We start from the raw sequence: 20,553 nt of genomic DNA, 5'->3' as shown, positions 1-20,553 counted from the left end.
TACTGTAATTCATAACGTTAAATTATAAGGAAAGCGTTTTAAAAACATGTTACAATGATGTAGGTTTAGTATAGATTTCCTTGTGAACCGCCCTTGTTGCAGTCATGTTGATAGGAGGATTCCAGAATGAATATCCATGAATATCAGGGTAAAGAAGTATTGAAGCAGTACGGAGTGGCTGTACCGAACGGTAAGGTTGCCTATACGGTGGAGGAAGCCGTTGCAGCAGCAGAATCGCTTGGAAGCGCTGTTACGGTGGTAAAGGCGCAAATTCATGCCGGCGGACGTGGTAAAGCGGGCGGTGTGAAGGTGGCCAAAAGCTTGGATGAAGTGCGCACCTATGCTTCAGAAATTTTGGGTAAGGTGCTGGTGACACATCAGACCGGGCCTGAAGGTAAAGAGGTTAAACGCCTTTTGGTAGAGGAAGGCTGCGATATTCGTAAAGAGTATTACGTTGGTGTTGTCGTTGATCGTGCGACCGGACGTGTCGTGATCATGGCCTCGGAAGAAGGCGGTACGGAGATCGAAGAGGTAGCTGCGGTTACTCCGGAGAAAATTTTTAAAGCGGTTGTTGATCCCGCGATTGGGCTTCAGGTATATCAGGCTCGTAAGCTGGCTTATGACATTAACATCCCCAATGAGCTGGTGAACAAGGCGGTTAAGTTCATGCAGGCGCTCTATGAAGCTTTTGTGGACAAGGATTGTTCGATTGCAGAGATCAATCCGCTGGTCGTTACAGGTGACGGGAATGTGCTGGCGTTGGACGCCAAACTGAATTTCGACTCGAATGCGTTATTCCGTCACAAGGATATTTTGGAGCTGCGTGATTTGGACGAAGAAGACGAGAAAGAAATAGAAGCTTCCAAATACGATCTGAGCTACATCGCATTGGACGGAAATATTGGGTGTATGGTCAACGGCGCAGGTCTTGCCATGGCGACGATGGACATTATCAAATATTACGGCGGCGATCCGGCCAACTTCCTGGACGTAGGGGGCGGTGCGACGACGGAAAAGGTAACCGAAGCGTTCAAAATCATTTTGTCCGATCCGAAGGTAGAAGGCATTTTTGTGAACATTTTCGGCGGAATTATGCAGTGCGACATCATTGCGAACGGTGTGGTGGAGGCTGCTAAACAATTGGGGCTGACCCGTCCACTTGTTGTCCGTCTCGAAGGTACGAATGTCGAGTTGGGTAAACAGATTTTGGCGGAGTCCGGTTTGAATATCGTGGCGGCTGATTCCATGGCGGACGGTGCCCAGAAAATCGTCGAACTTGTTCAATAGCCTGTTTGCATTCCGATATGCCGAATAAACGATAGGGGATGTGAAGATCGTGAGTATTTTGGTCGATAAGCATACAAAGGTGATTACACAGGGGATTACGGGAAAAACGGCGTTATTCCACGCCAAGGGTGCGCTTGATTATGGCACACAGATGGTAGGAGGCACCTCTCCAGGCAAGGGCGGCACCGAGGTGGAAATTACGCTGGAGAACGGACAACAGGTCAAGTTGCCCGTGTTTAATACGGTGAGCGAAGCGAAGGCTGCTACAGGTGCGACAGCGAGTGTTATTTATGTGCCGCCTGCTTTTGCTGCGGATTCCATTTTGGAGGCTGTAGATGCAGAGTTAGACCTCGTCATTTGTATAACCGAGGGTATTCCGGTGCTTGATATGATTAAGGTCAAACGCTTTATGGAAGGTAAAAAGACCGTTCTGATCGGTCCTAACTGTCCAGGTGTAATTACACCGGGAGAGTGCAAAATTGGCATCATGCCGGGTTACATTCATCTACCGGGTCATGTAGGTGTTGTGTCACGTAGCGGAACGCTAACCTATGAAGCGGTGCATCAGCTGACTACCCGGGGCATCGGACAATCCTCTGCGGTTGGTATCGGCGGTGATCCGGTTAAAGGCTCGGAATTTATTGATATTTTGCAGCGCTTCAATGAAGATCCTAACACGCATGCTGTCATTCTGATCGGAGAAATCGGCGGTACGGCCGAGGAGGAAGCTGCCGAGTGGATTCGAGACAATATGACGAAACCGGTAGTCGGTTTTATCGGCGGTGTGACTGCGCCTCCAGGCAAACGGATGGGGCATGCAGGCGCCATCATTTCCGGCGGAAAAGGAACAGCCAAGGAAAAAATCGCTACGCTTGAAGCCTGTGGTATCAAGGTGGCACCGACTCCTTCGGAGATGGGCTCGACGCTGGTCAGTGTGCTGGAAGCACGTGGTATTTTGAATTTATGTACGACACATTAAATCGTGTTTCTTCATTAATATACAAGCAGTAAAATGGCATCGAAATTTGCCGCCTGCTAGTGTATAATGAAAGAAAGGTAAGCAACCTTTTTGTCTTCTGAAACAGGGGATGAAAAGGTTGCTTTTTTTGCGTTGGGACAAGCTTTTCAGGGAAACGCTTGCAAAATGATACGTTGTACCACAAAATAAGGGAGGGTTCACTCTTCCCGTGAATGGGGGAATCGCAGTTTGGAAGAAAGATGGCTTTTGCTGGGTTTGCATGAATTAGAGGGTATCGGTAGAAAAACAATTCAGCGTATTTGGTCGAGTGACTACCGATTGCATGAACTGCTGCATTTTAGCGAGCAGAAATGGATTGAGGTAGGATTAAGTCCTGCTCAGGCCCGTGTAGCGATGCAACGTTACGACGAAGATTGGGTACATGAAAGATATCGGCGGGTTCAATCCGGCGATATCGGAGTGATTACTTATGTGGATGAAGATTATCCCCTATTAATGAAGGAAACGGTAGACGCGCCTTGGGTATTGTATACGAAAGGGGACATTTCACTTCTGCATACATGCTCTGTAGCTATGGTGGGGACCCGCATTCCTACGGTTTATGGACGCAGAGTGGCCGAAATGCTGACAGAGGGATTGTGTGATGCGGGTATTACTGTAGTCAGTGGATTGGCGAGAGGGATCGACAGTATTTGCCATGAAGCTGCTCTGCGCCGGGGAGGCAATACGATTGGGGTGCTTGGAACGGCGATTGATCAAATTTACCCGTCCCAAAATGCATCGTTATTTGCAGAGATGGCGAGCAAAGGCCTGATTGTATCTGAATATCCACCAGGAACCAGATCGCATCCGGGAATGTTTCCACAGCGTAACCGGATCATTGCCGGTCTTACACAGGGAACCGTTGTCGTGGAAGCAGATGTAAGAAGCGGTTCCCTAATTACAGCCGATGCTGCGTTGGAGGCGGATCGAGATGTGTTCGCCGTTCCGGGGCCGATTACATCACCGAAGAGTAGAGGTACGTTAAGCCTGATTAAGCAAGGCGCTAAAACGGTCACCGAAGCTTCAGATATTGTAGAGGAGTACGTAGCTGATTTGCGTATAAGGGATGTTTCTTCATACAATAGAGAGCAGGGTCTGGATGTGAATGGGGTCTCCAAAGCACCAGCGAGTGAAACACCGGAGGAAAAGCGTGTCGTGCTTTTGCTGGAGCAAGGAACCATGACACTGGATGAACTGCTTGAAGCAACTGCATGGGATTTTGGACTTTTACACTCAGTTCTGTTATCGTTAATCATAAAAAAAAGGATCGCCCAGCTTACGGGTACAAAATACAAACTTATTTAATAGTTAATTTTGCAAATCCTTAATGTAGTAATTGTACAAATTCAATATTAAACATCCGGGGATGGGAGTTTAGATATTTATCCGCATAGCGGATTCCTGCTCCCTCCCTACTTCCTGAAATGTGTTGACTTTATAGCTCGGAGCGGCTCCGCGCTATAACTCACCACATTTCAGGAAGTCTATCCTAATTGTACGTAATTGAGAGGAGGAAGAGCCTATGGCGGATTCACTCGTCATCGTGGAATCGCCTTCCAAGGCGAAGACGATCGGCAAATACTTGGGCAGCAAATATATCGTCAAGGCTTCCATGGGTCATATCAGGGATTTACCAAAGAGTCAGATCGGCGTAGAGGTCGAAAATGATTTTAATCCCAAATACATTACCATTCGAGGTAAAGGCTCGATTTTAAAAGAATTAAAGGATGCCAGAAAAAAAGTAAAAAAAGTATATCTAGCGGCTGACCCGGATCGCGAAGGCGAAGCTATCGCTTGGCATTTGGCGCATGCGCTGGATCTGGACGATACAGCAGACTGCCGCGTTGTATTTAATGAGATCACAAAGCAGGCGGTTAAGGATGCATTTAAAACACCACGCAAAATCAATATGGATTTGGTCAATGCCCAACAGGCACGGCGGATCCTTGATCGGCTTGTCGGCTACAAAATCAGTCCATTACTTTGGAAAAAGGTAAAGAAGGGCTTGTCCGCCGGGCGCGTGCAGTCGGTTGCCGTGAAAATTATCCTGGACCGGGAAAACGAGATTAATGAGTTTGTACCGGAAGAGTACTGGACGATCACAGCTAAACTGGCGATTAAGGACAGTGCCTTTGAGGCGAAATTCCATCAGCTTCGTGGCAAAAAGAAAGAGCTCTCCAGCGAAGCGGATGTACAAGAAGTGCTGGAGGCTATCGGCAAGTCGTCTTACAAGGTTCGTGATGTGAAAGAGAAAGAGCGTTTGCGCAATCCCTCTCCACCATTCACGACTAGCTCCTTGCAGCAAGAGGCGGCTCGGAAACTCAACTTCCGTGCATCCAAAACGATGTCCGTGGCCCAGCAGTTGTATGAGGGTGTGGACTTGGGCAAAGAAGGAACCGTGGGTCTGATTACGTATATGCGTACGGATTCCACACGAATAGCCGTTTCGGCACAAGAGGAAGCGAAGGAATTCATTATTCAGAAATATGGCGAAGCTTTTGTACCTGAAAGTCCTCGTCAATATTCCAAAAAAGCGGCCAACGCCCAGGATGCGCATGAAGCGATTCGTCCAACCTCCGCGTTGCGTGACCCGGAAACGGTTAAGCCGTTTATGAGCCGGGATCAGTTCCGTTTGTACAAACTGGTATGGGAGCGTTTTATGGCCAGCCAGATGGCTTCCGCTATTATGGATACCTTGTCCGTTGATATTGAAGCGGGTGAAACTATATTCCGGGCAGCCGGCTCGAAGGTTCGTTTTCCAGGCTTCATGAAAGTGTATGTGGAGGGGAATGACGATGGCAAAACCGAAGAAGATAAGCTGCTGCCGCCGCTTAAACCGGGCGACAAGCTGAAAAAGGAATCGGTTGAGCCGAAGCAGCATTTCACACAACCGCCTCCCCGCTATACAGAGGCACGACTGGTGAAAACGCTGGAAGAACTGGGTATCGGACGTCCGAGTACGTATGCACCGACACTGGAAACTATTCAGAAGCGTGGCTATGTCGCCATTGAAGAGAAGAAGTTCTTCCCTACAGAGCTGGGAGAACTGGTCATCGAGCAGATGGAGGAATTCTTTCCTGAAATTCTGAACGTGGAATTCACGGCCAATATGGAAGGTGATCTTGACCACGTAGAAGAAGGCGAAGGAGACTGGGTCAAGGTCTTGAGTGACTTTTACGAGTCGTTTGAGAAGCGTCTGGAAGTGGCAGAGGAAGAAATGAAGGAAATTGAGATCAAGGATGAAGAATCCGATGTCATTTGTGACAAATGTGGCAGCCCGATGGTGTATAAGCTCGGCCGCTTTGGTAAATTTCTGGCCTGCTCTGCGTTCCCGGATTGCCGCAATACGAAGCCGATTGTCAAGGATATCGGGATCAATTGTCCTAAATGTGGTGAGGGTCATGTTGTGGAACGGCGGAGTAAAAAAGGACGTATCTTTTATGGGTGTGACCGTTATCCGGAATGCGATTTTGTATCCTGGGATAAACCGTCCATTAAGCCTTGTCCAAGCTGTGCTAGCCAAATGGTCGAAAAACGTACAAAACAGGGAACGAAGCTCAACTGTACCGTCTGCGATCACAGTGAAATGCTGGAAGATAGCGACGAGGGTGTAGAGACTTCATAAGAACAACAATAGCAGGGGGATTTAAACGTGAGTGAACTACAAAAGGTAACGGTCATCGGAGCAGGTTTGGCGGGCAGCGAAGCTGCCTGGCAGATCGCAAGCCGTGGTGTGCCTGTCCAGCTATATGAAATGAGACCGGTTGTTAAGACACCGGCGCATCATACAGATAAATTTGCCGAGCTGGTGTGCAGCAATTCTTTACGGGCAAATGGTTTGACCAACGCGGTAGGTGTGCTTAAAGAAGAAATGAGGATATTAAACTCCTTGATTTTGAATGCCGCAGATCGTCATGCTGTTCCGGCAGGTGGTGCGCTGGCGGTGGATCGTGATGGATTTTCCGGACATATTACAGATACTCTTCATCAACATCCGCTTATTGAGGTGGTCAATGAGGAGCTTCAGGAAATTCCCCAGGATGGGATTGTGGTCATTGCTACTGGGCCTTTAACTTCTCCGGCTTTGTCGGAGCAGATTAAGTCGCTGATGGGAGAAGAGTATTTTTACTTTTACGATGCAGCGGCCCCGATTGTGGAAAAAGACTCTATCGACATGAGTAAGGTTTATCTTGCTTCCCGCTACGATAAGGGAGAAGCAGCCTACTTGAACTGTCCGATGAATGAAGCGGAATTTGATGCTTTTTATGAGGCGCTGATTACGGCTGAAGTGGCACAAGTTAAGGAATTCGAAAAAGAAATTTATTTCGAAGGCTGTATGCCCATTGAAGTGATGATGCAGCGCGGTAAGCAGACGGCATTGTTCGGGCCGATGAAACCAGTCGGTCTCGTGAATCCACATACAGGAGAGTTGCCATATGCCGTTGTGCAGCTTCGACAGGATAATGCGGCGGGTACACTGTACAATCTGGTTGGCTTCCAGACTCATTTGAAATGGGGAGAGCAAAAGCGCGTATTTTCCATGATACCGGGCCTGGAGAATGCAGAGTTTGTACGTTATGGTGTAATGCATCGCAACACCTTTATTAATTCCCCACAGCAGCTTCATCCGACCTATCAGTTCAAAGGCAGAAGTAATCTGTTCTTTGCCGGACAAATGACTGGAGTAGAAGGGTACGTGGAATCTGCGGCCTCGGGGTTGCTGGCGGGAATGAATGCAGCGCGTGCGGCGCGTGGACAAGAAATGTTTGTGTTCCCTGCAGAAACGACACTCGGCAGTATGGCTCGTTACATCACAACCGCTGATTTCAAACATTTTCAGCCGATGAATGCGAACTTCGGTCTGCTGCCAAAGCTGGAAACGCGTATTCGCAACAAGAAGGACAAGAACGAAGCGCTTGCTAACCGTGCGCTGGAAAGCTTGCGTGGTTACATCAACGAAGCGGAAGTTATGTCAGCCGAAGTACAGGCATAAGGATGAAGGAAAAGGAGGAGCGCGTTATGGATATGTCCTTTCATGCTACCACCATCTGTGCTGTACGCCACAATGGCAAGGGAGCTATTGCCGGTGATGGTCAGGTAACGTTCGGTAACAGTGTCGTCATGAAGCAGACGGCAAAAAAAGTACGCAGATTATACCGTGGTCAGGTGGTTGCAGGTTTTGCCGGCTCGGTGGCGGATGCCATCACATTGTTTGAAAAGTTTGAAAACAAGCTGGAGGAACATCACGGCAACCTTCAGCGGGCTGCGGTGGAACTGGCTAAGGACTGGCGGCAGGACCGTATCCTGCGTAAGCTGGAGGCTTTGATGATTGTTATGGATCAATCCGGAATGTTACTCATTTCCGGGGGCGGTGAAATTATCGAGCCGGACGATGATGTGCTCGCGATCGGCTCAGGCGGAAATTTTGCATTGGCGGCGGCGCGCGCATTCAAGCGTCATGGCTCCGGTATGGAGGCAAAGGATATGGCCCGGGAAGCGCTGGAGGTTGCCTCGGAAATATGCGTATATACGAACAATCAGATTATCGTGGAAGAACTGTAAATCGGCTCTGAGTATTCAAGGGTGGAGGAGTGCAAAATGAATAATCAATCGTTGACGCCCAGACAAGTTGTATCCGAGCTGGATAAATATATTGTCGGACAGAAGCAGGCTAAAAAATCCGTTGCCGTTGCCTTGCGCAACCGTTATCGGCGCAGCAAGCTGCCGGACGATATCCGGGATGAAATTGTGCCCAAGAATATTTTGATGATCGGTCCGACGGGCGTGGGTAAAACCGAAATTGCACGCAGACTGGCCCGGCTCGTGGGAGCTCCTTTTATTAAGGTAGAGGCGACTAAATTTACAGAAGTGGGTTATGTCGGCCGGGATGTGGAATCCATGGTGCGTGACTTGATGGAAACCTCGATTCGCATCGTTAAAGCAGAGCGGACGGAGAATGTGAAGGACAAAGCCGAGGACATGGCGAATGAACGGATTGTCAGCATTCTTGTACCTGCGGAGAAATCGAATAAATCCCAACGCAACCCTTTTGAAATGCTGTTTGGCAATAACACCGGGAATTCGCCAGAGGAAGAACCCCCGCAACAGGACGCATCCTTGGCAGAGAAACGGCGTAAGGCTAAATTCGATCTATTGTCCGGCAAGCTTGAGGATGAAGTGATTGAGATTGATGTGGAGGACACCGCACCCAATATGCTGGATATGTTTGCTGGGCAGGGAAATGAGCAAATGGGTATGAATATGCAGGAAATGTTCGGAAGCTTTCTGCCAAAGCGGACTAAAAAGCGCAAGTTGCCGGTGAAGGAAGCCCGCAAGGTGCTAATTCAGGATGAGGCTGCCAAGCTGATCGACATGGATGATGTCATTCAGGAGTCCGTGAAACGTGCTGAACAATCCGGTATCATTTTTATTGATGAAATCGACAAGATTGCCAGCCAGGGCAAGGGCAGTGGTCCTGATGTATCTAGAGAAGGTGTCCAGCGCGATATTTTGCCTATTGTCGAGGGTTCTACCATTATGACTAAATACGGCCCGGTAAGGACAGATTATATTCTGTTTATCGCCGCTGGAGCTTTTCATGTTGCCAAGCCTTCTGATCTGATCCCTGAACTGCAGGGACGTTTTCCAATCCGTGTTGAACTGAGCAGCCTCACATTGGATGAATTTGTATCCATTTTGACAGAGCCCAAAAATGCGCTGACCAAGCAATACACGGATTTGCTTCGTACCGAAGAGATTGAAGTAGAATTTTCGGCAGAAGCCATCCGTGAAATTGCCAGCATTGCCGAGTCTGTAAACCGGAACACGGAAAATATCGGTGCGCGCCGCTTGCATACCATTTTGGAGAAGTTGCTGGAGGATTTGTCCTTCGAGGCTCCGGAGCTTACTTTGGACCGTATGATCATTACCCCGGAATATGTTCGGGAGAAGCTGGGTGATATTGCCCAAAACAGGGACCTTAGTCAGTATATTTTATGAGTGGAAGCTTTTAAAATAGGATGCGTTGTCTAGAATAACACTATCTTGCACCGTCATATAGACCTAGATGAACCTCTCTTTGATGATTTTTCTGTCTATTCCAAAAGTAGGACGTATAATCTTTTACAGGTGCAAAGTGCTAAGAAAACATTCGTTTTATTGAAAAAAACCTGAAAAATTTAACATTTTATGCATCGAAAGCCCTCTTTTTTAAAAAAGATAGGGCTTTTTTCTTATTGTAATTAGGTCCCAACTCTACGAAACTTAGAATATATGACACAAAGCAATTATTTTCTACTTAAGACCTAAGAGAAATGTATAATTATGAAATTTAATTGTCGAAAAAAAGTGAAAAATCTTGTTTTATTGAATCTTACTTTGGAGTAGACGCTGGAAGGAGGAGCTAAATGAATCTGCTGGGTGATATGAGCTTTCAAAAACTTCAGGCAGGTGTTCAGGCGGCAAATACGAGACAACGTGTGATGGCCAACAACATTTCCAATGAGGATACCCCGTATTTTAAGCGTTCAGAGGTCTCATTTGAAGAATTGCTTCAGCAGCAAATGGGTGGCGACGTGACACCATTACGTGGAAAAGTAACCAATGCGAAACATTTTCAAATAGGACCTGCGAACTCCATTCCAGATGCTGTGGTTACCAAAGATGGGTATTCTGTCATGAACAACAATATGAATAACGTGGATATCGACAGAGAAATGAGCCTTATGGCCGAGAATCAACTGAGATATAATACCTACATCCAAGAAATTATTGAACGCATCAAAATGATGAGAACAGCGGTAGAAGGGAGATAGGACCAGGTGAAGATTAACAACGGCTTTGATATCAGCGCATCTGCTCTTACGGCCCAAAGGTTGCGGATGGATGTCATATCAAGCAACATTGCCAACGCAGAGACAACACGGGCAAAAGTGGAGAATGGACAAGCGGTTCCATATCGGAGAAAAACGGTTGTTTTGGAGCCTAACCAATCTCGGTTTGCCGATGTTTTGCAGGCTCAAATGGAAGGAAATGGCACGGGCGCCGCTGGCGTCAAGGTTTCGCAAATACAGGAAGATCAGTCACCTTTGAAGCCTGTGTACAATCCGGGTCACCCGGATGCTGATAAAGATGGCTATGTATATATGCCTAATGTAGACATTATGAAAGAAATGGTAGATATGATTTCCGCAACACGCTCTTACGAAGCCAATGTAACAGCTCTGAATGCATCCAAGGCAATGGTTTCCAAGGCACTTGAAATCGGTCGCTAAGTTCCAGGACTACTAACTACAGAATAGGGAGAGTAAAACATGATCCAGAACGCCATGTTTAATGTACAGACACCGGTAATACAGCAAATTCAATCGCCTAACAATGAGTTGACGAAATCGACGCCTTCCGAATCCTTGAAGGATTTTGGTTCGTTCCTAAAGGATGCACTCAATGAAGTGGGGCAGCAGGAAGCCGCTACACACACGATGTCCGACCAGTTCATGGCAGGAAAAGTTGATGTTGATCAGGTCTTGATTACTTCCCAACAAGCGCTGCTTTCTCTGCAGCTTACTACTCAAGTCCGAAACAAAGCGATTGAAGCCTATCAGGAGATCATGCGTACACAGATGTAAAGAGGGTCTAGCAAAGTTTCGGATGGGGTGACGGAGTGAACGAGAGAATCGCCCAATATCGGGATAAGATTTCCGGGTATTGGAATAATTTCAGCAAAAAACAGAAGATATTACTTGTTTCGACATTGGCATTCATTATCATTGCCATTGTAGTACTAACGATGCAGTTTACCAAAACCGAGTATGAAGTGGCGTTCCGAGATTTAAATGCAAACGATGCTGCCGGGGTCATTAAATATCTTGATTCTGCGGGTATTCCGTATCAGCTCAATGCTGGTGGGACACAAATCGCAGTCCCAACCGCAAACGCGGATAAGGCAAAGGTAGATGTTGGGTCTCAGGGCCTAATTCAGAAGGGTTCAATCGGCATGAGTGCCTTTGACCAGTCCTCCTCGGCAATTGGCATGACAGAGAACGAGTTCAATGTGAAGTACAATAACGCATTGAACGGCGAAGTGCAGCAACTGTTGGAACGGATGGATGGTGTCCAAAGCGCCAAAGTTGTCATTAATATGCCGAAGGAAAACATTTTTGCCGGACTTGAAGAAAAGGACAAAGCATCTGCTTCGATTCAAATGGAATTCGAACCTGGCTTTACGCCGAATCAGCAAGCCATCGACGGATACTTTAATCTGGTAAAGACGGCTGTGCCGAATTTGCCTGTAGAAAACATTACGATCACCAATAAGGAGTATGAACTGATTCCAACGGCCAAGGGCGGCCAGGGAGGTCTCTCCAGCGGTGTTCAGGAAAACATGGCTCTCCAGAAGAAGTTTGAGAGCGATGTAAGGAATAATGTCCAACAATTTTTGTCGAAAATTGTTGGCGAAGACAAAGTGAATGTGCTGGTTATGTCACAGTTAAATTTCGACAAAGTAACCTCGAAAGAACAACTGGTCACACCGGTTGATCAAACGAAAATGAAGGGCATTGAAATCAGCGCCCAGCAAATTCAGGAAAGCTACACTGGCAGTAGTGGACAAACCGGAGGAGTCGCAGGCACAGGAACGCAGGATGTACCTGGTTACCCTGGAGGAAGCAATTCGGGCAACACAAGCTCAGACAAGAGCTCAAGCACAATTAACTACGAAGTTAACCGAATTGCGAAGGATATTATCCAAAGTCCGTACACTGTAAAAGATTTAACCATTAATGTAGCAGTTGAACCACCAACGGGGCAGCAAACTTTGGATGCTGCAACTCAGGCCGCAATCCAAAACATCTTGGTTAATATCGTAAGAGCTTCATTAGCGAATTCCGGCGTTACTATTACAGACGCTGATTTAGCCAAAAAAGTTTCAGTGTTCTCTCAAACCGTACCGGCGCCAGCGAACACCAACACGTTTTTCTCGGCTTCCAACCCTTGGGTATGGGGCATCGGGGCTGCTGTACTGGCACTGTTGGCAGGTGTAATCTTCTTGATTGTACGCGGTCGTCGTAAGCAGCAGGAAGAAGAACTGGAAGAAGATCTGCAACTTATGCCAACCCCGACGGAGTTCCCGTCCATTACCATGGAAAGTGTGACAAATGAAAGTCAAGTGCGTAAACAGCTTGAGAGTCTGGCGAAAAAGAAACCCGACGAATTCGTCAATCTGCTTCGTACATGGCTGGCTGACGAATAGAGGTGAGTTCATTGGCAAAGGCAAGCAGTCAAGGTTTAACGGGAAGACAAAAAGCGGCAATTCTGCTAATCACGATGGGGCCGGAAGTATCTGCTCAAATATTCAAGCATTTGCGTGATGAAGAGATTGAGCAACTTACATTGGAAATCGCCAATGTGAGGAAGGTTGATGCAACGGAAAAAGATTCGATTATGGCTGAGTTTCATCAAATTTGTTTGGCTCAGGAGTACATTTCCCAAGGCGGCATCAATTATGCCAAAGAGATATTGGAAAAGGCACTCGGGTCACAAAAAGCAGTTGAGGTCATTAACCGTCTGACGGCGACGTTGCAGGTGAGACCGTTCGATTTTGCCCGCAAGGCTGATCCAAACCAGATTTTAAACTTTATACAGAATGAAAATCCACAGACGATTGCTCTCGTGCTCTCGTACTTGCAATTTGAGCAGGCGGCAGCGATTCTGTCGTCTCTGCCACAGGAAAAGCAGGCTGATGTGGCCAGACGTGTCGCTGTAATGGACAGCACTTCGCCGGAAGTCATTTCACAAGTGGAACGTGTGCTGGAGCAAAAGCTGTCGGCAACCGCGACACAGGATTACACGAATGCGGGCGGTATCGAGTCCATTGTTCAGATTTTGAATGGCGTAGACCGAGGAACCGAGCGTACGATTCTGGACTCGCTTGAAATTCAGGACCCTGAACTGGCCGAAGAAATCAAGAAAAGAATGTTCGTATTCGAGGATATCGTCAATGTGGACAACCGTTCCATTCAACGTATTGTCCGCGATATCGACAATGCCGATTTGCAGTTGGCGCTTAAAGTGTCCAGCGAAGAGGTACGCGATGTGATTTTCCGAAATATGTCGAAACGGATGGCAGAAACCTTCAAAGAGGAAATGGAGTATATGGGACCGGTACGGCTGCGTGATGTGGAAGAAGCGCAGACTCGCATCGTATCGACGATCCGCAGATTGGAAGAGGCCGGTGAGATTATAATCGCACGCGGCGGAGGAGATGACATCATTGTCTAACTTGATCAAATCTTTCCAATATGTGCCTGTTGAAGCTTTGAAAACCATTGATGTGGCACATTCGTATGCGCCTGAAACGTCGGAAGAGGAAGTCACAACTGAACATATGGAGCCGGAACCACAGAGAGATTACGAGACTGAACGGCTCCGGGATGAGATGCTGAATGATGCCAAGGATTTTGCTGAACGGCAGGTTCGTGAGGCGGCTGAAGAAGCGGAACGGATGCTTCAGGAGGCGCAGCAGCAGATAGAAGCCTGGTGGCAGGAACGCCGTGAGCAGGACGAGCAGTTAACAGAGTCCTTAAAGGCTGACGGGTTTCAGCAAGGCTATGAGGAAGGTCAGAAATTGGCTGAGGCTGAGCTTCAGGCGAAATCGGAACAGATGATGGTAGAGGCGCAGGACATTTTGCGTCAGGCCTATGAGACCAAGGAACAACTGATTCAGGAGGCTGAGCCTTTTCTGGTCGAGCTGAGTAGTGCTATTGCTGAGAAAGTCATTGAAAAACAGCTTAGCATGGAGCCGGAATATACAATTGAGCTCATTCGTAATAATCTGGCTCGTAAGCGGGAAAAAGGAACAATTACGTTGTGTGTGTCGCCTCAGCATTTCGCATTTGTGCAAGGAGCGCGCGAAGAATTGTCATTAACTGTCGATTCGCAGGCAGAACTGCAAATTATTCCTGATGGTACTGTGAAGGATCGCGGCTGTGTCATTCGTTCTTCCTTTGGAAGTGTGGATGCGCGGATAGATACACAGCTGGCTGAGATCAAAAAGGAACTGCTGCGTCTGGCACACGAGAACGAGGAGCGAAGACATGATGGGGCTTAATGCGCAGCGCTACATGGATCATTTGCGACAACTGGACCCGGTTCGGGTAAACGGCAAGGTGACACAGGTTATCGGTTTGATGGTGGAATCGGAAGGTCCAGACGCCAGTATAGGGGATGTCTGTTACATTTATCCGGGTAAAACAGCTAAGCCACTGCAAGCGGAGGTCGTAGGCTTTAGAGATAACAAGGTACTTTTGATGCCGCTTGGAGAACTGCAATCCATTGGACCCGGTTGTGATGTCGTAGGGACAGGGAAGCCATTGAACGTACAGGTGGGATCGGAGCTGTTGGGCAAAGTGCTGGACGGTTTGGGCCAACCTCTGGACGGCTCGTTGATTCCCTCACGGATGGCGAGATACTCGACCTTCAACATTCCATCCAATCCACTGAGTCGCCCACGTGTACAGGAGCCGATCAGTATCGGTGTACGGGCCATCGATGGATTGCTTACTATCGGTAAAGGACAGCGGGTCGGTATTTTCGCCGGCTCTGGTGTAGGTAAGAGTACCCTGATGGGAATGATTGCCCGTAATACGGAAGCAGATGTGAACGTAATCGCTCTGATCGGGGAACGTGGACGCGAGGTGCTGGACTTTATTGAACGGGATTTGGGTCCTGAAGGGCTTGAACGTTCAGTAGTCATCGTAGCCACTTCCGACCAACCTGCATTGATCCGCATTAAAGGTGCGCTCATTGCAACGACAATCGCTGAATACTTTCGGGACCGCGGCTTGAACGTCATGCTGATGATGGACTCGGTTACCCGGTATGCAATGGCGCAGCGTGAAGTAGGACTGGCTGTCGGGGAGCCACCAGCGATGAGGGGTTATACCCCTTCCGTGTTCGCCAGTTTACCCAAGTTGCTGGAACGTGCGGGAACCGGGCCAACCGGCTCTATAACCGCCTTTTATACGGTACTGGTTGATGGTGACGACATGAATGAACCCATCGCGGATGCGGTGCGCGGGATCTTGGATGGACACATTGTGCTCAACCGGGGAATTGCGAATAAGGGACATTTTCCTGCGATTGATGTGTTAGCCAGCATTAGCCGGGTCATGAAGGACATTGCACCACGTGATCAGATTGACGCTGCCGAAAATATTAAGCGCCTGATGGCGGTTTATAAAGATTCAGAGGACCTGATTAACATCGGGGCTTATCAGCAGGGTTCGAATGCAGAAATTGACGAATCCATGGAGCGTATACGGGATATATGGGATTTTACAAGGCAAAGAACAGATGAAAAGGCTGAGCTGGACGAGGTACGTGAGCGTTTGATTTCTGAATTTACGAGGAGATGAAGGTTGAACGATGAGATTTCAGTATTCCTTTCAGAAAGTTGTAGACTTGAAAACCAACGAAAAGTCACAGGCCGAATGGTTGCTTTCCAGTGCTGTTGGACAATTGCAGGTTGAGGAGCAGACATTGGCACAGCTTGTAGGCGAAAGGAATCGGGTCATATCAGCCATTCAAAAGGCTGCCGAGGATTGCGCGCCGCTCTCTACCATTCAGGAATTACAGGCTTACGTCAACCATCTGGATCAATGTATTACACGCAAGCATAGAGATGTTCAATATGCGCAGCAAAATGTGCAAAGCAAACAAACCGTTTTGACCGATAAAATGCTGGATGAACAAGTTTGGCTGAAAGCGAGAGAGAAGGCCAACGTGAAATTCCAACAGGAAATGCTCCTGCGCGAGCAGAACGAGCTGGATGAAATGGCTTCCGTGAGATTTGCCATGAGAGCCCGGTAAGCGGAAAGTCACAGGATACGCATATCAGCTGCCTGAGGAGGAAGACGATGGCACGGAATTTAGCAGAAAATGAACTGGATATGGATTTGGAAAAAGAGTCAGGTGGGGGATTTGAACGGTTTATGTTTTTCCTGATTCCGATTGTTTTTACAATCGTTCTGGTGGGGGTCCTGCTTACGCTGTTCAACGTGGATTTCAGAAGTGAAATGATTTCATTGGGAAACAAGATTCCAATTGTGAAGAATTGGATTCCCGAACCGAAAGACAAGGTTGCCAAGAGCAAAGAGGCAGATCAGAAAGCCCAGTCCGTAAGCTCTGAAGCAACCATCCAGCAGCTTAAGACAGATTTGGCCAAGCAGTCGGAGGAACTCAAAAAGGCTACCGCTGCCAGAACAACTCAGGATAAAAAGGTTACAGAACTGCAAAATCAGGTCAATACGCTACAAACGCAAACGCAACAACAGTCGCAGGACAGTCAGCAGGGACAGCCGGGTACACAAGCGGCAAGCGGAACAGCGAATGAAGACCCATATGTAAAACAGGCTAAAGACCTTGCTTCCATGTATGAAGGAATGACTGCAAGTAAGGCAGCACCGATTATGGCAAACTTGACAACCGAAGAAACGGTGCAACTGCTAAGCTATATGGACCCTGCAAACAGCGCGAAAATTTTACAAAAGATGGATGCTAAAAAAGCAGCCGATATCACTATGGCTTTGAAAAACGTGACACCATCTACTGATTTGTCAGTGGCTGCGTTGCAGTCCCGTCTGAAAAAGGATCAAAGCACTGCAGCGGGGACAACGAGCAAAAGTCTGCAAAACACTCAGATTAGCAGCACATTTGCTTCCATGGACAAGAAAAGCGGTGCCGAACTGATTTTACAAACTTACAAAATCAGTCCGGACAAAGCATTAAACATATTAAATACAGTAGATGATTCGACACGTGCTTCTTTACTGCAAAATATGTCTGCGAAGGACGCTGCACAAACGGCGAAAATTTTAAACAAGCTGATGGGCAGCAAGTGATTTAAATGAAGGGAGGTGAAAAAATAAATGACACTTATTTCTCAAAGTGTATCTCTCAGCAGTTCCAGTCAGACCGCTGGTAGCACAGCTAGTACAGCGACAACCTCAACAGCAGGGACGGCAGCAGCAGGAGCCACAGGCGGTGCTTTTAATCAGACGCTTACGCAAATGATGACTGGCGGGCAAACGGGCTCTACAAGCACAGATGCTGGGAAATCTCCATTAGTTATGGTGATGCCGCTGATTACTGCCGGAGAATCGACAGAAGCTTCAACAGAGCCGCTTGTTGAGACGTTGGCTCCATTACTGCAAAACCTTGAAAAGTTGGATGATCAGGTAGCGTCTGACCCTGCCTTGTTCGCAGCTCTGCAATCGTGGGTCCAGCAAGTACAGCAGTTATTACAAGGTGACAGTGGTGCACAGGAGCAAACAGACGGTGGGGAAACGAATGCGGCGACAGGCTTAACGGCTTTGGCAGCACATCCGGCTACCATTCGGTTTGCATTACAGGATGCTTTGTCACAGCTTGTAAATGTAGCGAATCAGGCTACCGGAGACCAAAAGGCCCAGATTACACAGTTGCTACAATCGCTTCAAAATACGACGGCTGGTACGGGAGCTATTTCCGATGAGCAGTGGACCGGCGTACTGAAAGCGGTGGAGCTTGCTGATGGCGCAGATCCACAAGCAGTTCAGCCTTCCACGAATCGGGCGAATGGCACTCAGACATTAACGGCTGTTTCTACAGATAAACAGATTGTTGCTACTGAGCAGCAGACGAGTCAAGGCGGGACAAACCAACAAGGTGCAGAAGGACAACGTTCATCAGCTAATGTTCATGTTCAAGCTGCAGTTAAAGCAACTCCAACGGATGAAACCGGTGCAGTAGTGGACGTAACCGAGCAGGCTGATCCGTCATCGACCGACAGTCAAACTCCTGTGATTACGACCGCAGGCCAGCTTTCGGTGCAGACGCAAGGCACAACTCCTTCGGCTCCGGCGCAGCCTGTCGTACATGTGCGACAATTTGCTAAGGAAATGACGGACTTTGTAGTGCAAAAGCTGGATATCGTGAAGCATTCTGGATTAACAGAAGCGACTATTATGCTTCGTCCAGATCATTTGGGACAGCTTGAAGTCAAACTGACGATGCAGAATGGGCACTTGGTCGCCCAGTTCATGACTGAGCACAGCGGAGCTAAAGATTTGCTCGAACAGCAAATGTCACAGTTGCGTGCAAGTCTTCAAAGTCAGGGAATTCAGGTAGATAAGGTGGAAGTAACGCAAAATGAATCACTTTCTTCCCACATGTATCAGGATGGCCGTGGATCAGGTGCAAATCAGCAGCAACAATCCGAGCAACGTTCCAAGACGCGGAGCAGAGAAGAAGCCGATGATGCTCTAAAGGTAGCTGAAATGGCGGAAGAACTCCGCAACTGGACAGCAGAACAACGCACAGATGATGTAAATCGGACAGGCTCCTTTACAGCACAAGCGTAGCATGGAGGTGAGAACACAATGACGACTGCGGACAATAATGTATCCACTAGTAACGTCTGGCCGAATTACAACGTGAATAATGTCAAAACGGCAAGCGCTAAGGATACCAAAACGATGGGTAAGGATCAATTTTTGAAAATTTTGATTACCCAGCTCCAAAACCAGGACCCAATGCAGCCTCTGGAAGATAAGGAATTTATCGCGCAAATGGCGCAATTTTCTTCCGTAGAGCAGTTGATGAATATTTCTACCCAGTTGAATACATTGGGACAGTCTTTAGGAATATCCTCCGGTTTGATTGGAAAGGAAGTCAGTTGGATTGAGGCTGGTAAAAAGGATTCGCTTACGGGTGAAACGGGCGCAGGTGCAGTGAAAAGTGGAATCGTGGATTCCATCGTTATTCGTGACGGTGTACAGTATGCCAAAATCGGAAAGTCAGAGGTAGCCCTGAAAGATGTGACATCGGTAAGCCAGGCTCAAACAGCAGCTTCCTCGGCAGGGACATCGGATACTACAATTTCTTCCTCTACTGGAAGTGGTGAGACACATGAATGACCGGATAACGGTCGGACGTCTTTTTCCCGCCAATGTTCCTCCGGCAGCAATCTCGCAGAACCGGGTAAATCCGGTACCGAAGGATGGTAGGCCATTCGGACAGGTGTTGCAGGATCAAGTACTCAAGCTGAGCAATCATGCAGCAAAGCGTTTGGAGCAGCGGGGGATAGAGCTGAGAAGTGACCAGATGGCGAAGATTAACTCCGCTGTGGATAAAGCAGCTGCCAAAGGCGCTAAGGAATCATTGATTTTAATGCAGGATATGGCGTTGATCGTAAGTGTGCCCAACCGGACAGTAGTTACCGCGATGGATAAGCAATCCATGCAGGATAACGTATTTACGCAAATTGATAGTGCCGTTATTATTTCATAGAAAATTTAGCAAGAAGTGGCTGGCCCGAGCAGGAAAGCCATGAAGAAGCCGCGGATCGACTGATGCGGTTAATCGAGCAAGCATTCAGAGGAGGATTTATACTCAATGTTGAGATCAATGTATTCGGGTGTATCGGGTATGAAGGGCTTTCAAACAAAGCTGGACGTTATCGGTAACAACATTGCAAACGTAAATACAACAGGCTTCAAGTCCAGCCGCGTCATGTTCAAAGATATTTTGAGCCAAACGAGTTCGGGCGCAAGTGCACCGGACGGAACGACAACTGCGGGACAAAATGCCAAGCAGGTCGGTTTAGGGGTATCGGTCAGTTCGATTGATACACTTCATCTTCCAGGTAGTGCCATGACTACGAATAATCCGACAGATTTGCGGATTAACGGTGACGGATTTTTCCTGGTCAAAATGAATGATGCACAGGAAGTTCCTTATCTGACTCGCGCGGGTGATTTTCACGTGGACGCAAACCGGAATTTGGTTACCTCAGATGGCTTTTTCGTAGGAGATGCGGGTGGAGATCCAATCACACTGGCTGACAATGTGACATCGTTCTCTATCTCGCAGGACGGTACGATTGTACAGCAATTGGATGATGGCACCGTAGACAATGGCACGCAAATTGGTATAGCCAGAGTGACAAACCCCGAAGGCTTGGAGAAAATCGGAGGTAGCTTGTACCGTACCACGGTTAACTCCAACATTGATGCACTTGAGCCTGGAGTAGCTAATTCGGAGGGCCGGGGCGCTATCATCGCGGGTCAACTGGAAATGTCCAACGTCGATTTGACAGGTGAATTTACCGAAATGATCGTAGCACAGCGCGGTTTCCAGGCGAACTCGCGTATCATTACGACCTCGGATGAAGTGCTTCAGGAAGTTGTAAACTTGAAACGATAATCGCA

General features: G+C 47.9%; 20 protein-coding genes. All 20 read left to right on the top strand.

The genetic code is table 11. The annotated features are described in order from the left end of the window. Positions 1–126: 126 nt before the first annotated feature. The 20 genes from sucC (at position 127) to flgG (ending at position 20,548) form a co-directional block, all read left to right on the top strand. On the top strand, positions 127–1,287 hold the full coding sequence (gene sucC, locus ACQ4MX_RS03685) for an ADP-forming succinate--CoA ligase subunit beta (RefSeq protein ID WP_431089423.1): 1,161 nt from the start codon (positions 127–129) through the stop codon (positions 1,285–1,287). Positions 1,288–1,336: 49 nt separating this feature from the next. After that, complete coding sequence (gene sucD, locus ACQ4MX_RS03680) at positions 1,337–2,266, top strand: succinate--CoA ligase subunit alpha (RefSeq protein WP_025684916.1); 930 nt, start codon at positions 1,337–1,339, stop codon at positions 2,264–2,266. Positions 2,267–2,494: 228 nt separating this feature from the next. Further along, on the top strand, positions 2,495–3,613 hold the full coding sequence (gene dprA / locus ACQ4MX_RS03675; RefSeq protein WP_431089421.1) for a DNA-processing protein DprA: 1,119 nt from the start codon (positions 2,495–2,497) through the stop codon (positions 3,611–3,613). A 217-nt stretch (positions 3,614–3,830) separates the two neighbouring features. Further along, a complete protein-coding gene (topA, locus tag ACQ4MX_RS03670) occupies positions 3,831–5,933 on the top strand; it encodes a type I DNA topoisomerase (RefSeq protein ID WP_431089419.1) in 2,103 nt (700 codons plus the stop codon). Positions 5,934–5,960: 27 nt separating this feature from the next. Continuing rightward, positions 5,961–7,301, top strand: a complete 1,341-nt coding sequence (gene trmFO / locus ACQ4MX_RS03665) for an FADH(2)-oxidizing methylenetetrahydrofolate--tRNA-(uracil(54)-C(5))-methyltransferase TrmFO (RefSeq protein ID WP_431089417.1) — start codon at positions 5,961–5,963, stop codon at positions 7,299–7,301. A gap of 26 nt (positions 7,302–7,327) precedes the next feature. Further along, positions 7,328–7,870 (top strand): ATP-dependent protease subunit HslV, encoded by a 543-nt coding sequence (hslV, locus tag ACQ4MX_RS03660; protein WP_014281071.1) that lies wholly within the window; start codon positions 7,328–7,330, stop codon positions 7,868–7,870. A gap of 36 nt (positions 7,871–7,906) precedes the next feature. Continuing rightward, entirely contained in the window at positions 7,907–9,307 is a 1,401-nt protein-coding gene (hslU, locus tag ACQ4MX_RS03655; RefSeq protein ID WP_149095822.1) for an ATP-dependent protease ATPase subunit HslU, read from the top strand. A gap of 407 nt (positions 9,308–9,714) precedes the next feature. Beyond that, entirely contained in the window at positions 9,715–10,122 is a 408-nt protein-coding gene (gene flgB, locus ACQ4MX_RS03650; RefSeq protein ID WP_134910154.1) for a flagellar basal body rod protein FlgB, read from the top strand. 6 nt (positions 10,123–10,128) lie between these two features. Then, positions 10,129–10,581 (top strand): flagellar basal body rod protein FlgC, encoded by a 453-nt coding sequence (gene flgC / locus ACQ4MX_RS03645; RefSeq protein WP_014281074.1) that lies wholly within the window; start codon positions 10,129–10,131, stop codon positions 10,579–10,581. Between the two features lie 39 nt (positions 10,582–10,620). Continuing rightward, entirely contained in the window at positions 10,621–10,935 is a 315-nt protein-coding gene (gene fliE / locus ACQ4MX_RS03640; RefSeq protein ID WP_431089414.1) for a flagellar hook-basal body complex protein FliE, read from the top strand. 35 nt (positions 10,936–10,970) lie between these two features. Continuing rightward, a complete protein-coding gene (fliF, locus tag ACQ4MX_RS03635; RefSeq protein ID WP_431089412.1) occupies positions 10,971–12,557 on the top strand; it encodes a flagellar basal-body MS-ring/collar protein FliF in 1,587 nt (528 codons plus the stop codon). Between the two features lie 11 nt (positions 12,558–12,568). Further along, positions 12,569–13,585 (top strand): flagellar motor switch protein FliG, encoded by a 1,017-nt coding sequence (fliG, locus tag ACQ4MX_RS03630; protein WP_431089410.1) that lies wholly within the window; start codon positions 12,569–12,571, stop codon positions 13,583–13,585. Next, on the top strand, positions 13,578–14,414 hold the full coding sequence (locus tag ACQ4MX_RS03625; RefSeq protein WP_431089409.1) for a FliH/SctL family protein: 837 nt from the start codon (positions 13,578–13,580) through the stop codon (positions 14,412–14,414). Before fliG ends, ACQ4MX_RS03625 begins: the two co-directional genes overlap by 8 nt. After that, positions 14,401–15,720: a flagellar protein export ATPase FliI gene (fliI, locus tag ACQ4MX_RS03620; RefSeq protein ID WP_431089407.1), complete on the top strand. Its 1,320-nt coding sequence runs from the start codon at positions 14,401–14,403 to the stop codon at positions 15,718–15,720. Before ACQ4MX_RS03625 ends, fliI begins: the two co-directional genes overlap by 14 nt. Positions 15,721–15,730: 10 nt before the next feature. After that, on the top strand, positions 15,731–16,174 hold the full coding sequence (fliJ, locus tag ACQ4MX_RS03615; protein ID WP_431089405.1) for a flagellar export protein FliJ: 444 nt from the start codon (positions 15,731–15,733) through the stop codon (positions 16,172–16,174). Between the two features lie 47 nt (positions 16,175–16,221). Next, positions 16,222–17,205 carry a magnesium transporter MgtE N-terminal domain-containing protein gene (locus ACQ4MX_RS03610; RefSeq protein ID WP_134910139.1) on the top strand — a complete coding sequence of 328 codons (984 nt, stop codon included), beginning with the start codon at positions 16,222–16,224 and terminating at the stop codon, positions 17,203–17,205. Between the two features lie 27 nt (positions 17,206–17,232). Further along, the gene (locus tag ACQ4MX_RS03605) at positions 17,233–18,705 is read left to right on the top strand and encodes a flagellar hook-length control protein FliK (protein ID WP_431089404.1); all 1,473 of its coding nucleotides are present in this window, start codon (positions 17,233–17,235) and stop codon (positions 18,703–18,705) included. Between the two features lie 18 nt (positions 18,706–18,723). Then, a complete protein-coding gene (locus ACQ4MX_RS03600) occupies positions 18,724–19,260 on the top strand; it encodes a flagellar hook capping FlgD N-terminal domain-containing protein (RefSeq protein ID WP_431089402.1) in 537 nt (178 codons plus the stop codon). Next, positions 19,253–19,633: a TIGR02530 family flagellar biosynthesis protein gene (locus ACQ4MX_RS03595; protein ID WP_134910133.1), complete on the top strand. Its 381-nt coding sequence runs from the start codon at positions 19,253–19,255 to the stop codon at positions 19,631–19,633. The genes ACQ4MX_RS03600 and ACQ4MX_RS03595 overlap by 8 nt, the downstream gene beginning before the upstream one ends. Positions 19,634–19,738: 105 nt before the next feature. After that, on the top strand, positions 19,739–20,548 hold the full coding sequence (gene flgG / locus ACQ4MX_RS03590) for a flagellar basal body rod protein FlgG (RefSeq protein WP_134910131.1): 810 nt from the start codon (positions 19,739–19,741) through the stop codon (positions 20,546–20,548). Positions 20,549–20,553 lie beyond the last annotated feature (5 nt).

This window comes from Paenibacillus sp. 8b26, assembly GCF_050626875.1.
In the GTDB taxonomy this organism is placed as follows: Bacteria; Bacillota; Bacilli; order Paenibacillales; family Paenibacillaceae; genus Paenibacillus.
This window is presented reverse-complemented; position numbering and strand designations above follow the sequence as displayed.

Bases quoted from the DNA above. Each gene is read 5' to 3' on its own strand.
- ACQ4MX_RS03605 (WP_431089404.1), top strand. From the start codon at position 17,233: ATGACACTTATTTCTCAAAGTGTATCTCTCAGCAGTTCCAGTCAGACC.
- flgB (WP_134910154.1), top strand. From the start codon at position 9,715: ATGAATCTGCTGGGTGATATGAGCTTTCAAAAACTTCAGGCAGGTGTT.
- flgG (WP_134910131.1), top strand. From the start codon at position 19,739: ATGTTGAGATCAATGTATTCGGGTGTATCGGGTATGAAGGGCTTTCAA.
- fliJ (WP_431089405.1), top strand. From the start codon at position 15,731: ATGAGATTTCAGTATTCCTTTCAGAAAGTTGTAGACTTGAAAACCAAC.
- fliE (WP_431089414.1), top strand. From the start codon at position 10,621: ATGATCCAGAACGCCATGTTTAATGTACAGACACCGGTAATACAGCAA.
- fliI (WP_431089407.1), top strand. From the start codon at position 14,401: ATGATGGGGCTTAATGCGCAGCGCTACATGGATCATTTGCGACAACTG.
- ACQ4MX_RS03595 (WP_134910133.1), top strand. From the start codon at position 19,253: ATGAATGACCGGATAACGGTCGGACGTCTTTTTCCCGCCAATGTTCCT.
- ACQ4MX_RS03610 (WP_134910139.1), top strand. From the start codon at position 16,222: ATGGCACGGAATTTAGCAGAAAATGAACTGGATATGGATTTGGAAAAA.
- hslU (WP_149095822.1), top strand. From the start codon at position 7,907: ATGAATAATCAATCGTTGACGCCCAGACAAGTTGTATCCGAGCTGGAT.
- ACQ4MX_RS03600 (WP_431089402.1), top strand. From the start codon at position 18,724: ATGACGACTGCGGACAATAATGTATCCACTAGTAACGTCTGGCCGAAT.
- hslV (WP_014281071.1), top strand. From the start codon at position 7,328: ATGGATATGTCCTTTCATGCTACCACCATCTGTGCTGTACGCCACAAT.
- sucC (WP_431089423.1), top strand. From the start codon at position 127: ATGAATATCCATGAATATCAGGGTAAAGAAGTATTGAAGCAGTACGGA.
- topA (WP_431089419.1), top strand. From the start codon at position 3,831: ATGGCGGATTCACTCGTCATCGTGGAATCGCCTTCCAAGGCGAAGACG.